The following is a 13,498-nucleotide window of genomic DNA, read 5'->3' as shown; positions in this document are numbered from 1 at the left end:
CGGAGATCGGCATCCTGCGCACGCAGTCCGTTCTCGCCAGGGACGAGGTCGACTACCGCACCGCCCCGACCACGGCCCAGTTCCCGGACCGGGTGCGCAGCAGCACCGCTAGCAGGCGAAGCACCATGAACGCGGCCAGGCCGGTCCAGATGCCCGCCAGACCCCAGCCGTAGAACATCGACAGGTAGATCAACGGCAGGAAGCCGACGACCGCCGCCAACAGGGTCGCAGTGCGCAGGAACGCCGCGTCGCCCGCACCGAGCAGCACGCCGTCGAGCGCGAACACCACCCCGGCGATCGGCTGGAGCGCCACGAAGAACCACCAGGCGGCGGGCACCTCCGCCAGCACCACCGCGTCGGGGGTGAAGACCCGAGGCAGCACGTCGGACACCGAGGCGAACAGCACGCCCAACGCCAGCCCGAACAACAGCCCGTAGCGGGCGACCTGCCACGCCAGCCCGCGCGCCTGGCTGCGGTCGCCCCGACCGAGCGCCGCGCCCACCAACGCCTGCGCCGCGATGGCCAGCGAGTCCAGGACCAACGACAGGAAGGTCCAGAGCTGGAGGACGATCTGGTGCGCGCCCGCCGCGCCCACCGAGTGACGGGCCGCGACGGCGGCGGCCGAGACGAAACAGGCCTGGAACGCGAGGCTGCGCAGCACCAGATCCCGCCCCAGCTTGAGCTGGGCGATCATCCGCGCGGGCACCGGACGCAGCGCGACCTTCTCGATGAGCAGCGATCGGAAGAACAGCAGCGCCGACAGCGACTGGGCCACGACGTTGGCGATGGCCGAGCCCTCCAGGCCCCAGCCGAGGCCGTGCACCATGATCGGGCAGAGCACGGCGGAGATGCCGTTGCCGATCAGCACGTAACGCAACGGGCGCATGGTGTCCTGCACCCCGCGCATCCAGCCGTTGCCCGCCATCGTGACGAGGATGAGCGGCGCCCCGAACAACGCGATGCGCAGCCAGGACGTCGCCGCGTCGGCGATCTCCCCTGGTCCGGCCAATGCTCGGGCGATCGGCCCGGCCAACAGCTGCCCGAGGACGAGCAGCACCGTCCCGACCGCCAGGGCCAGCCAGGTGGCCTGCACGCCCTCGGCGACGGCCTCCCCGCGTCGGCCCGCACCGTGCAGGCGGGCGGCCCTGGCCGTCGTGCCGTAGGAGAGGAAGGTCAGCTGGGTCGAGATCTGGGCGAGCACCACGCCGCCGACGGCCAGTCCGGCCAGCGGCACCGCCCCCAGATGGCCGACGACAGCCGTGTCCACCAGCAGATACAGCGGCTCGGCGGCGAGCACGCCCAGCGCGGGCACCGCCAGCCGGAGGAACTCCTTCGGCCGGACGCGTTCCGCTGCCTGCGACGGTTCTGGAACAGCCTCGGACACGACCACCTCACGGCTGACAGACGACGACCGGCGGGCCGCGTGGCGGCCCAGCACACCCTAGATGCGGCCCCGGACATCGCCGAGGCCCGCGGTCGGGCCGTCTCGCGGGGTGGGGGGCCGTCGTCGGGCATCGCCCCGCGCAACCGCCCGGATTCGATCGCGGGCGATCACGGGGCAGGGGGATTCGACGGCCCGAGGGCGCAGCGTTCGCGGTCGACACCCGCCGGACGAGCGAAGGCCCGAAAGAGCGGGTGTCTCCCGGCGGCGGGGGCGGCGGCCGTCGGCTCTGGCAGCACCCGGTGAAGACGACCGCTCGACGGGGAAGCCGCGAGACCATCGAACCGTGAAGCGGAGAGGCAGGACGACGAGACAGGGCGACGACACAAGGAGGACAAGTTGAGGTACCAGAAGTGACAGCTCAGCGGCCCGGGAAGTGGAAGGACCCGCGCAGAGGCGGTAGGGCAGGCCGCCGGGGCGCAGCGACAGGGCACACCCGAGCGCCTCCGGTCGTCAGCGACCGGTGCGGGCGGGGAGCGGCAAGCCGACTGCCGAACGTCGCGACCGCCTCAGCGGCTCGTGTACCCCGCGTCCACGTGGAGGGTCGTGCCGGTGACGTACGAGGAGAGGTCGGAGGCCAGCCACAGGCTCGCCTGAGCGATCTCCCTGGCCTCGCCGAACCGCTCCAGCAGGCTCAGCTGGGCGGCGTACTCGTGCTCGTCGAAGCCGAACTGCTCCAGGGCGCCCCGCAGCATCGGCGTGTCGATGGCGCCGGGCGCCACCGAGTTCACCCTGATGCCCTGGCTGCCGTTCTCCATCGCCGCGACCTTGGTGAGGCCGACGACCCCGTGCTTGGCGGCGACGTAGGCGGCGTTGTTCGGCTGCGGACGGAAGCCGCTGACCGAGGAGATGTTGACGATCGAGCCGCCGCCGCCCTGGGCGAGCAGTTGGCGGATCTCGTACTTCAGGCACAACGCGGTGCCCTTCAGGTCGACCGCGATCAGCCGATCCCAGTAGGCCTCGTCGAGGTCGTTGATCGGCCGGTCGTCCGGCGTCAACGCGGCGTTGTTGATCGCGACGTCCAACCTGCCGAAGCGGTCGACCGTCGCGGCCACCAACGCTTCGACGTCGGCGGCCGAGGAGATGTCCACCCGATGGAAGAACGCGGTGCCGCCCGCGGCCTCGATCTCGCTGACGGTCCGCCGCCCCAGTTCCTCGTCGAGGTCGGCGACGACCACCTTCGCCTTCGCCTCGGCGAACAGCAGCGCCGTCGCGGCGCCCATGCCCTTCGCAGCGCCGGTGACGATCGCGGTCTTTCCTTCGAGAACGGGGAACGTCATGGTGTGCGATGCTAGTTCGCCTTGCCGGTCCCCGCAGGGCCAAGCGAGCCGCCCACCAGCGGCGATGGCCACGGGTGTCGTGCAGCGGCCTGCCGAGCACGCGCGGGTCGGGGCGGCTCGCCTCCGGCGTCTCGTTCAGCCCCTCCGACGACGCCCGTGCCGAGTCGACACAGCAGAACGGGCCCGCACCTCCACACCGCGAAGAACCGGCGGTGGAGAGGTCGGGCCCGGTTGACCAGCTGTCAGCGCTCGGAGTCCGCCGCGTCGCGCGGCGTCGACGCCGAGTCCGCCGGACGCTCGGAGTCCACCGCGTCCTCGGCTGCCGAGGAGTTCTCGTCGGCAGCGTCTTCCTCGGCGTCGTGGAGGTCCTCCTCCTCGTCGTCCATGTCCGTGGACTTGTACGGGTCGGCCTCACCGGCGAAGGTCGCGCCCGAGGCGATCCGGGCCACCTCCGCGTCGGCCTCCCGAGCCCTGGCCAGCAGTTCGTCCATGCTCTTGGCCGCCTCGGGCACGGTGTCCGCGACGAAGGTCAGGGTCGGCGTGAACCGAATCCCCGTCTGCTGCCCGACCAGGCTGCGCAGCACGCCCTTGGCGCTCTCCAGCGCCGCAGCGGCCGAGGCCACGTCCGGTGGTGCGTCGACGCTCTCGCCGATCACGGTGTAGTACAGGGTGGCGTCCCGCAGGTCCGCCGTGACCTTGGCGTCGGTGATGGTCACCCTCGCCAACCTCGGGTCCTTGACCTCACGTTCCATCGCGGACGCCACGATCTGCGCGATCCGCTTGGCAAGCCTGCGGGCGCGGGCCACATCGGCCACGACGCTCCTCCTTGATCACTAGAATCCAGACAGACCTTCGAGAAGGCCGGTCGGCCTCCTCGAAGGGTGGTTCGCTACTCGTCCTCGGGCCCCAGCAGTCGTGTGCGGGCCGAGAGCAGTTCGATCTCGGGGCGGCCTGCCACCGTCCGTTCACAGGCGTCGAGCACCGTGCGGACGTGCTGCGAGTCGGGCGCCACCACGGCGACCCCGATCAACGAGCGACGATGCAGGTCCAGGTGGCCGCTCTCGGCCACGGACACCTCGAAGCGCTTGCGCAGCTCCGCGATGACCGGCCGGACCACCGACCGCTTCTGCTTCAACGAATGAACATCGCCCAGTAACAGGTCGAGTTCGAGGGCACCGACGTACACCGGCATCACCAGGTGAGCTGATCGTCATGGTCCGCCCGCCTGACGAGGCGGGCGGGGACGAACTCGGCGGGCAGGCCCAGCTCAGGACCTGCCCACCGAGGACTCGTCTCAGGCGCGCTTCTTCTCGCGCATCTCGTAGGTCTCGATCACGTCGCCGACCCGGAGGTCGGAGTACGAGCCGAGGGTCAGACCACACTCGAAGCCCTCGCGGACCTCGGTGACGTCGTCCTTGAATCGCCGCAGCGTCGAGACGCCGAGGTTCTCCGCGACGACCAGGTTGTCCCGCAGCAGGCGAGCCTTGCTCCGGCGTCGCACCTCGCCGCCGATCACCATGCAACCGGCGATCGTGCCGATCTTCGAGGACTTGAAGACCTCGCGGACCTCGGCGCGACCCAGCTCGACCTCTTCGAACTCGGGCTTGAGCATTCCCGTCAGGGCCTGCTCGATCTCCTCGATCGCCCGGTAGATGACCGAGTAGTACCGGATGTCGATGCCCTCGTGCGTGGCCTGATCGACGACCTTGCCCTCCGCCCGGACGTTGAAGCCCAGGATGATGGCGTCGGAGGCGACCGCGAGGTCGACGTTGGCCTTGGTGATGCCGCCGACGCCCCGGTCGATGACCCGAAGCTCGACCTCGTCGCCCACGTCGATCTTCAACAGCGCGGCCTCGAGAGCCTCGACGGTACCCGAGTTGTCGCCCTTGATGATCAGGTTGAGCTGGCTGGTCTCCTTGAGGGCCTTGTCCAGGTCCTCCAGGCTGACCCGCTTGCGACGCGAGGCGAACTGCGCGTTGCGCATCCGCGTCTGCCTGCGGTCGGCGATCTGCCGAGCCACCCGGTCCTCGTCGACGACCAGGAAGGTGTCACCCGCACCCGGAACCGACGTGAAGCCGATGACCTGCACCGGACGCGACGGAGTCGCCTCGATGATGTCCTCGTTGAACTCGTCCACCATCCGCCGGACGCGCCCGTAGGCGTCGCCCGCGACGATCGAGTCGCCGACCCGGAGCGTTCCGCGCTGCACCAGCACCGTCGCCACCGGACCCCGACCACGGTCCAGGTGCGCCTCGATCGCGACGCCCTGAGCCTCCATGTTCGGGTTGGCCCGCAGGTCCAGCGTCGCGTCCGCCGTCAGCACGATCGCTTCCAGCAGCCCGTCGATGTTGGTGCCCTGCCGCGCCGAGATGTCGACGAACATGGTGTCGCCGCCGTACTCCTCCGCGATCAGCCCGTAGTCGGTGAGCTGCTGGCGGATGCGCTGCGGGTTGGCGCCCGCCTTGTCGATCTTGTTGACCGCCACCACGACCGGCACGCTCGCGGCCTGCGCGTGGTTGATGGCCTCCACCGTCTGCGGCATGACGCCGTCGTCGGCCGCGACCACGATCACCGCGATGTCCGTGGAGTTCGCACCACGGGCTCGCATGGCGGTGAACGCCTCGTGACCAGGGGTGTCGATGAAGGTGATCAGACGCTCGTGCTCACCGACCTCGGTCACGACCTGGTAGGCCCCGATGTGCTGGGTGATGCCGCCTGCCTCGCCCTCCTGGACGTTGGTCTTGCGGATCGTGTCCAGCAGTCGCGTCTTACCGTGGTCGACGTGACCCATGACGGTCACCACCGGCGGACGGAACTCGAGGTCGTCCTCGTCGCCCGCGTTCTCGCCGTAGGTGATGTCGAAGGTGTCGAGGAGCTCGCGGTCCTCCTCCTCCGGGCTCACGACCTGGATCGTGTAGTTCATCTCCTGGCCGAGCAGGCCCAGGACCTCGTCGGAGACCGACTGCGTCGCGGTCACCATCTCGCCGAGGTGGAACATCGCCTGGACCATCGCGGCCGGGTTGGCGTTGATCTTCTCCGCGAAGTCGGTCAGCGAGGCGCCACGGGGAAGACGAACCGTCTCGCCGTTGCCCTTCGGCAGGCGGACGCCGCCGACCGAGGGGGCCTGCATGTTGTCGAACTCCTGGCGCTTCTGCCGCTTCGACTTGCGACCACGCCGAGCCGGTCCGCCGGGACGCCCGAAGGCACCCGCCGCGCCGCCACGGCCTCGGTTGCCGCCGCCGCCGGGACGGCCTCGGAAGCCGCCTGCGGGCGGAGCGCCCGCGCCGGGGGCACCGCCGCCGCCACCGGGACCGCCACGGTAGCCGCCGCCACCGCCGCCGCCACCTCGGTAGCCGCCGCCACCGCCGCCGCCACCGGGACGACCGCCGCCGCCACCACCGGGACCACCCGGACGACCGCCGCCGCCACCGGGGCGACCGCCGCCGGGACGACCGCCGCCGCCACCACCGGGACCGCCGCCGGGCCTGCCGGACGGCATCATGCCGGGGTTGGGCCTGGGCGGCATCATGCCCGGGTTGGGCCGGGAACCGCCGCCGCCACCGCCGCCACCGGGGCCTGCGGGACGAGCGCCGCCCGAGGGGCCGCTGCGATCGGAGCGCGGTGCGCCCCGCTCGGGACGACCGCCGCCGGGACGAGGTGCGCCGCCGCCGCCGGGGCCGCCGCTGCCACCGGGACCGCCGCCGGAGCGGGGCCCGGCCGGACGCGGCGACGCGCCGCCGACACCGAACGGGTTGTTACCGGGCCGAGGCGCGCGCGGCCCCGGCTTCGGCGACTGCGGCCTCGGGGGCACGACCGACTGGCCGGGCGTGGGCCGGGCGCCGCCGCCGGGCTTGCCGCCCGGACGCTCCGGCGCACGCTGCTGCGGTGCGGGAGTCTGCTCCGGCTTGGGCGCGGGCTTGCGCGGGCCGGGCATCGGCGGACGTCCGCCTGCCGACGGGCCGTCGGTCGACGGGCCCTTCGGCGCAGCGGGCGCGGCCGAGGCAGCGGGCTGCTCCGGCTGGGGTGTGGGAGTGGGGGTCGGCGCCGCCGGTGCCTGCGGCTGCTCGGCCTGCGGCGCAGGACGAGCCGGGCCGGGCTTGGCGGGGCCGGGCTTGAACATGCCGGGGCCGGGGCGAGCGGCGGGGCGCTCGGCGCCCGGCTCGCTCGACGGGGGCTTCGGCGTCGCCGGCGGACCGGGCCGTGCCGATGCCTCGGGGCGGGGTCCGCTCCGACGAGACCGTCCTCCGTCGCCCTTCGGGAATGCGTCCCGCAACCTGCGGGCCACCGGCGCCTCCACCGTGGAGGACGCCGACTTCACATACTCGCCGAGGTCCTGGAGCTTGGTCAGTACTTCCTTACTCGTGACGCCGAGCTCTTTTGCGAGCTCGTGCACGCGGGCCTTGCCTGCCACTGCTCTCCTCATCTGGGTGAGGCCGAGCGGCAGTCCCGCACGACCTCGTCCTACCGTCGAAACACGTTCATGGCTTCAGCTTCACGGCTGCTTCATGACGGGTCGACCTGCTTCCTCTTGCGGCAGACGTGGAAGGGCTCCACGTCAGTCTGTAACACCTTCGACAGCGTCGAGATACGTCCGTACCGCCGACAAGTCCAGCGGCCCCGGAACGCGCAACGCCCTGGGGAATGCCCGACGTCGCTCGGCGAGCCGAAGGCACTTCGGGTCGAGGTGCAACCAGGCACCCCTGCCCGAAAGTCTTCGCCTGGGGTCCGGAACCACGACCTCAGCCGTGGCCACCACCCTCAACAGCTCGGATGCCACCGCACGACACCGACAGCCGACACACGTCCGAACCGGGCGAGCGCGTTCTGGAACCGCTGACATGAGGTGATCCAATGAAAGTTTAACCCGTGCCTCTCACTCAGCCGAACCGGCTGCCGGAGAACCTGCCGAATCCGACGCCGAACCCACTGCGTCGGACGCCGCCGACGCGGGCTCCGCATCGCTGCGGATGTCGATCCGCCACCCGGTGAGCCGGGCCGCCAACCGGGCGTTCTGACCTTCCTTGCCGATCGCCAGCGAGAGCTGGAAATCGGGAACGGTCACCCTGGCGGTCTTGGCCCGCTCGTCCACGACGTGGACCGACACCACCTTGGCAGGCGAGAGCGCGTTGCCGACGAACGAGGCCGGATCGTCCGAGTAGTCGACGATGTCGATCTTCTCGCCACCCAGTTCGCTCATCACGTTACGCACTCGGGCACCCATCGGGCCGATGCACGCGCCCTTGGCGTTGACCCCGGACACGGTCGAATGAACGGCGATCTTGGATCGATGTCCGGACTCGCGTGCCACCGCGGGGATCTCCACGACGCCGTCGGCGATCTCGGGGACCTCCAGCGCGAACAGCTTCCGCACCAGGTTGGGGTGGGTCCGGGAGAGGGTGACCTGCGTCCCCCTCGCCCCACGGGCCACACCGACCACGTAGCACTTGATCCGGCTGCCGTGGGTGTAGGTCTCGGTGGGAACCTGCTCGGCCGGGGGAATCACACCCTCGATCTCCCCCACCTGCACCACCACCATACCTCGGGCGTTCGCCCTGGCGTCGCGCTGCACGACGCCTGCCAGGATCTCGCCCTCCTTGGCCGCGAACTCGCCGTAGGTGCGCTCGTGCTCCGCGTCACGCAACCGCTGGAGGATGACCTGTCGCGCGGTGGTCGCCGCGATCCGGCCGAAGCCCTCCGGCGTGTCGTCCCACTCCTCGGCGACCGCGCCCTCCGCGTCGAGGTCGTAGGCCAGCACGCGCACCATGCCCGACTTGCGATCGATGTCGATCCTGGCGTGCGGGTGATGGCCCTCGGTGTGTCGGTATGCGGTGAGCAGAGCACTCTCGATGGCCTCGAGAACCGTGTCGAAGGGGATGTCCTTGTCCCGCTCGATCGCCCGAAGTGCGGCGATGTCGACGTTCACTGCGACTTCTCCTCCGTATTCGACCGCACGCCCTCGGCGTGCGTGTCCTGCTCCACGCCGGCAGCCTGCCGGTCGTGTCCTGCCTCGTCGTCGCCGAGCAGCCGCAGATCCTCCTCGGCGGGCGGGCGGAACTCCACCTCCACCGTCGCGCGCTCCACCTCGGAATAGGCGAGGCGGCGCAGCGTCCGGTCGACGAGCAGGGTCACCCCCTGGTCGTCGCAGGCGCCGACGCGACCGGTCAGCTCGCCGCCCTCGGCGAGGCGCACCGCGACGAGCCGCTTCCGGGCTCGGCGCCAGTGCCTCGGCCTGGTCAGCGGCCGGTCGACGCCCGGCGAGGTGACCTCCAGCGTGTAGGGCCCGCCGAAGAGTGCCCCGGCCTGCCCGCTGCCGTCGGCGTCCTGCTGGTCGGTGTCGGCGGCGTCCAGCACTGCCGACACCGCTCGGCTGGCCGAGGCGACCTCGTCCAGGCCGATGCCGTCCTCGGCGTCCACCACGACCTTGACGATGCGCCGGTTGCCCGCTCGCCCGACGTCCAGCGAGTCGAGATCGACGCCGAGAGGGGCGAGCGCGCCGGTGATCAGCGGTTCCAGTGCCGCCTCGGCACCACCGCCCCGCCGCGCGCGTGCGGCCTCGCCTCGCGACTGCGACCCGCGGTCCTGCCCACTCGGCACCTGCTCGACTCCCTAGTTCACTGCTGCTTGTTCGTGCTGCGACTGCACTGCCGCGGCCTGGGCACCGTCCCGCCGCCGCGCATGGCGGCCCGCCGGCCGGCCCCAGCTCTCCGACGGTCGTGGTGGGGAAGCGTATCGCGTGGGTGCCCGGCCCCGGCCCCGAGATCCTGCGACGGCGCAGCCGAGGAGCCGTCGGGCCGCGCCGGCAGGATGGGCGATCGTGACCTTCCCGACCACTCCGCCGACCTACTCGCCTCCTTCGGCCCAGCCATCGCCCCGCTCGGCCCGGCCGATCACGCGGCGTCGCGTGCTGCTGGCAGGCCTGTTGGGTGCGGTGGCGCTGCCGTTGCTGGCCGCGTGCACCGACCCGCCGCCACCGCCGGAGCCCGACGTCCTCGAACCCCTGCTGGAGTCCGCCGAGGCCGATGCCGCGCTCGCCGAGGCCGTCGCCGCCGCCTTCCCCGACCTCGCGGAGAGCGCCGGACTCGTGGCCGCCGACCGAGCCGCGCACGCCGAGGCGCTGCGCAGGGAGATCGACCGGGCCGTGACGGTGGAGCCGCCCGAGCCCTCGGCCTCCGAGGCGCCGCCGCCGGTCGAGCCGCCGTCGGACGCGGGTGCGGCACTGACCGGCCTTCAGGAGGCGATGAGCCTGGCCGCCGCGCAGGCCGCCGAGCTGGCTCCGGAGCTGAGCGGGCACCGGGCGGGCCTCGCGGGCTCGATCAGCGCATCGTGCACGACCCTGGGAGAGGTGCTGTGATGATCGACCGCCGTTCCGGTTCCACCGAGACCGCTGACAGCTCCGGCGACCCCGACACCTCGGGTGCCGAGACGACCGGTTCCGCCGAGCCGGGTCTGGGAGGCTCAATCGGCGACGCCGTCGACGCCGTACAGACCGCGCTGGCGGCCGAGCACGCGGCCGTCTGGGCACACCACCTGGCGGCGGCCTTCCGTGATGAGGAGGTCGCCGAGGCGCTGGCCGAGGGCACCAGGACGCACACGGTCCGCCGCGACACCCTGGAGGACGCCCTGCGCGCCGAAGGCGTCGATCCCGTGCCGACCGAGGCCGCATACCAGTCGCCGGAGCAGGTCACCGACCACGCGACGGCGGTGGCGATGCTGATCCACGCCGAGACGGACTGCGCGGGCGCCTGGCGCGCGCTGCTGGAACACGCCGAGCAGCCGGGCGTGCGGGCGACCTCGGTGGCGGCGCTGACCGACGCGGCGGTCCGGGCCGTCCGCTGGCGACGGGCGGCGGGGCAGAACCCGCTGACGGTGACCTTCCCCGGCTCGCCGGACTCGGCCTAGTTCGCGGGGGCGTCCTCGTCGTACTGGCGGACCGCCTCGGCGCAGATCTCGTCGAGGTTCGGCTTGTCGCTGCGCTTGTCGAAGAAGGCGGATTCGGAGATGATCAAGGTGTCTCCGCGTCGCTCGGAGTAGTAGCCAGCCTCGGGGTGCAGCGACTCGGGGCCGCCGTCGGCGAGGACGCCCTCCGTCATGAGGTCGTTGATGTTGCCGGTGCCGGTCCGGGTGGTGAGTTCATTGAGGTCTTCGGCGGTCTGCTCCTCCTCGAAAGTCACCGTCACCAGCGAGACCACGACGTCGGCGCCCTCGTGCTCGGTCGTGTAGAGGACCTGGGTCAGCCGGTCGCAGCGGTTCTCCTCAAGGAAGTTCTGCACCTGCCCGTAGGAGTGCACCGCACAGTCGACGCCGCTGAAGCTGCGCTTGGCGTCGGGCACCTCCGCGAACGTGTAAGGCAGTTCTTCCGCCTGCTCACTCGGCGCCGTACTCGGCTCCCCGGAGCCACCCGAGCCGAGGCCCGGACCATCAGCCTCCGGCCGGGGCTGCATCAGCACGTAGATCGTGCCGGAGAGGACCGCGACCAGGACCAGGCCCAGGCCCTTCATCAAGTAGTCGGCGGTCTTGTTCTTCGTGTCGGGGGCCTTCGCCGGGGGACGACCGGCGGGCGGCCGCCGGTTCGGTCGGGGCGGGTTGGGACCGCCCGGTGCGCCGCCGGCCTGACCCGGTGCCTGTCCCCCGTGCGGAGGCGGGCCGCCCGCCTGCATGCCGAAGCCGGGTGTCCCCGCCTGCATCGCCTGCCCCGGCACACCCTGGGCGGGTGTTCCCGGCGGGGGTGTCTGGCCCTGCATCTGCTGGGGCGGCAGGCCCGGAGCGTGCATCGCCTGGCCCGGTGCTCCCTGCGGCATCCCGTGGGCCGGTGTTCCATAAAGCTGTGCTGCCTGCGCGGGCAGGCCGCCTGCCGGCGTGGGCTGCATGGGCATTCCGGGGGCCTGCCCGCCCGGCTGGGGCGTGCCGGGCCCGTGCTGCATGCCTGCCGCAGCGCCGTACGCGGCCGCGAATCCCGGTGCAGGCGTGGTCGGCCGAGGCTGAGCCTCGTAACCGTGGCCGGGCGTCGGCGCAGGCTGCTGCGAATGCTGCGGCGACGAGCCCTGCGGCGCGTACTGCGGGTGGGACTGGTGCCCGGGTGCGGGCGGCATCGACGTCGTCGCCGACATCGGCACGCCGGGCGGCGGCGTGGCACCGGGCCGTTCCTGGGCGACCGTGGCCGAGTCGTTGGTCGGCTGGGTGCCACGTGGCGGAGTCGGCGGTCCGAACCTCGGTGCGGAGGCCTGCGGATCGACGGCCTGGGCGTCGAGCCCGGCGGGCGGGGTGAACCCATGGCGACCGCTGCCCGCAGGTACCGGCGTTCCCGGTGTGCTCGACGTGCTCCGATCCTCCTGAACCGCCTCGCCTGCGGGATCGGCCGGACCGCCGCTCGACGGCTCCACCGAGTACTGGGCGGTGGCGGGTTCCTCCTCCGACGACTGCCCGCCGGTCTGCCCGACGGCGTGCCTGGAGTGCCTCGGCGTCGAGTAATCGGACGTGGGCTGGCCGGAGTCCTGGTGAGCGCTCTCCGGCGTGGACCATGGCGAATCGGACACAGCGGGCATGGGCGTGGTCATCTCGGTGTGACTCGGGCCCGCCTGTCGTGTGGCCGGGTCGGAAGCGTGATCCGGGGTCGCCATGGGGACACACCGTAATGTGTTTCACCTCATCAGGCGACGACGCCTCTGATTCACCGGCCGAGCGCCCGCACCACCTGATGAACATCGTCCTCGGTGTTGTAAAGATGGAACGAGAGCCGCACCCGCCCCGCGCGCACCGAGGCGGCAACCCCGGCCTCGGCGATCCTGCCTGCGCCTTCCGGCAGATCCATGGCCACGATGGCGGAGTCCGCAGGCGCCCGTCCCAGCCGTTCCAGCAGTAGATCGGCCAGCCCCACGCAGTGCTCCCGCACCTCCGCGAGATCCAGGGTCGACAGCCAGTTCAACGACTCGACGGCGCCGAGGTGGGCGTGCCAGATCGGGGACGTGTCCAGCCCGCGCGCCCCGGCGGCCAGCACCGGCTCGGCCCCGTAGAGGCTCTGCCATCGGTCGGCGGCCGCGTACCAGCTCGCCGCATGCGGCCGGGCCTCGATGAGGCCTCGTTCCGAGCACGCCAGCCAACACGCTCCGTTGGGGCTGAGCAGCCACTTGTGCGAGACCCCGACGACCCAGTCCGCCCAGCCCAGCGACAGCGGCTGCCAGCCTGCGGCCTGGCTGACGTCGAGCAGGACACGCGCCCCCGTGCTCTCGGCGGCGGCCCGCAGCGCCGCCAGGTCCACGGTCCGGCCGTCGATGGACTGGGTGACGGCCACGGTCACCAGGTCGTGCCCGGGGACGTGCGTCGCCAGGTCGTCGAGGTCGACCTCGGTGAGGGTGATCCCACGATCGGCCTGGGCGACGAACGGGCGGACCACGCTGCCGAACTCGCCGCGCACCGCCAGCACCCGCGAGTTGTCGGGAAGCGCGGCGGCGACCATGCCGATCAGATGCGACACGGCAGAGCCGATCGCGACCCGGTCGGGGTCGGTCCCGGTCAGGGCGGCGAAGGCCGCACGAGACGCGTCGACCTCGTCGTCGAAGGAGGCGTTGGGCTGCGCGGCGGTGTACCAGTCCTCGACGGCCTTGGCGACCCGTCTGCCTGCCCGCAACGGCGGCACCCCGGTCGCAGCGGTGTTGAGATAGCCGTCAGGAATCTGAAACTGTTCTCCGAATGCCTCGCGCACGCAGCCGAGACTAGGGCGCCGGGTGGGCCCGGAACAGGGGTGCGACCGCCTCGGCGTCACGTTTCGGTGAATTTCCCA

At 71.9% G+C, this 13,498-nt stretch carries 11 protein-coding genes and 1 pseudogene; 2 read left to right on the top strand and 10 right to left on the bottom strand.

Features of this window, described 5'->3' with window-relative positions:
• Window positions 1-52 precede the first annotated feature (52 nt).
• The 8 genes and pseudogenes from UA74_RS09350 to rimP form a co-directional block, all read right to left on the bottom strand.
• Window positions 53-1,384, bottom strand: coding sequence for an MATE family efflux transporter (locus UA74_RS09350; protein ID WP_075743598.1), 1,332 nt, complete (start codon window positions 1,382-1,384; stop codon window positions 53-55).
• 566 nt (window positions 1,385-1,950) lie between these two features.
• Window positions 1,951-2,721, bottom strand: a complete 771-nt coding sequence (locus UA74_RS09345; RefSeq protein ID WP_075739899.1) for an SDR family NAD(P)-dependent oxidoreductase — start codon at window positions 2,719-2,721, stop codon at window positions 1,951-1,953.
• Window positions 2,722-3,089: 368 nt separating this feature from the next.
• Window positions 3,090-3,536: pseudogene (gene rbfA / locus UA74_RS09340) on the bottom strand (30S ribosome-binding factor RbfA); the annotation flags it as partial.
• Window positions 3,537-3,610: 74 nt separating this feature from the next.
• A complete protein-coding gene (locus UA74_RS09335) occupies window positions 3,611-3,907 on the bottom strand; it encodes a DUF503 domain-containing protein (RefSeq protein WP_075743597.1) in 297 nt (98 codons plus the stop codon).
• Between the two features lie 108 nt (window positions 3,908-4,015).
• A complete protein-coding gene (gene infB / locus UA74_RS09330) occupies window positions 4,016-7,132 on the bottom strand; it encodes a translation initiation factor IF-2 (RefSeq protein ID WP_075739898.1) in 3,117 nt (1,038 codons plus the stop codon).
• Between the two features lie 144 nt (window positions 7,133-7,276).
• Window positions 7,277-7,561: a YlxR family protein gene (locus UA74_RS09325; protein ID WP_075739897.1), complete on the bottom strand. Its 285-nt coding sequence runs from the start codon at window positions 7,559-7,561 to the stop codon at window positions 7,277-7,279.
• A 33-nt stretch (window positions 7,562-7,594) separates the two neighbouring features.
• A complete protein-coding gene (gene nusA / locus UA74_RS09320) occupies window positions 7,595-8,644 on the bottom strand; it encodes a transcription termination factor NusA (RefSeq protein WP_075739896.1) in 1,050 nt (349 codons plus the stop codon).
• Complete coding sequence (rimP, locus tag UA74_RS09315; protein ID WP_083683055.1) at window positions 8,641-9,315, bottom strand: ribosome maturation factor RimP; 675 nt, start codon at window positions 9,313-9,315, stop codon at window positions 8,641-8,643. Before rimP ends, nusA begins: the two co-directional genes overlap by 4 nt.
• A gap of 220 nt (window positions 9,316-9,535) precedes the next feature.
• Here rimP and UA74_RS30660 point away from each other — a divergent pair, with 220 nt between their 5' ends.
• Window positions 9,536-10,072 carry a hypothetical protein gene (locus tag UA74_RS30660; protein ID WP_232237698.1) on the top strand — a complete coding sequence of 179 codons (537 nt, stop codon included), beginning with the start codon at window positions 9,536-9,538 and terminating at the stop codon, window positions 10,070-10,072.
• Window positions 10,072-10,620 carry a ferritin-like domain-containing protein gene (locus UA74_RS30655; protein ID WP_157434071.1) on the top strand — a complete coding sequence of 183 codons (549 nt, stop codon included), beginning with the start codon at window positions 10,072-10,074 and terminating at the stop codon, window positions 10,618-10,620. Before UA74_RS30660 ends, UA74_RS30655 begins: the two co-directional genes overlap by 1 nt.
• Here the strand turns inward: UA74_RS30655 and UA74_RS31655 are convergent.
• Together UA74_RS31655 and UA74_RS09300 are read right to left on the bottom strand one after the other, a co-directional pair.
• Window positions 10,617-12,275 carry a hypothetical protein gene (locus UA74_RS31655; protein ID WP_232237697.1) on the bottom strand — a complete coding sequence of 553 codons (1,659 nt, stop codon included), beginning with the start codon at window positions 12,273-12,275 and terminating at the stop codon, window positions 10,617-10,619. The genes UA74_RS30655 and UA74_RS31655 overlap by 4 nt on opposite strands.
• 113 nt (window positions 12,276-12,388) lie before the next feature.
• The gene (locus tag UA74_RS09300) at window positions 12,389-13,420 is read right to left on the bottom strand and encodes an aminotransferase class V-fold PLP-dependent enzyme (protein ID WP_075764233.1); all 1,032 of its coding nucleotides are present in this window, start codon (window positions 13,418-13,420) and stop codon (window positions 12,389-12,391) included.
• Between the last annotated feature and the right edge of the window lie 78 nt (window positions 13,421-13,498).

The sequence above is a fragment of the Actinoalloteichus fjordicus genome (genome assembly GCF_001941625.1).
GTDB classification, from domain to species: Bacteria; Actinomycetota; Actinomycetes; order Mycobacteriales; family Pseudonocardiaceae; genus Actinoalloteichus_A; species Actinoalloteichus_A fjordicus.
Note: the sequence above shows the minus strand (reverse complement) of the source record. Positions and strands in the feature narration are given on the sequence as shown.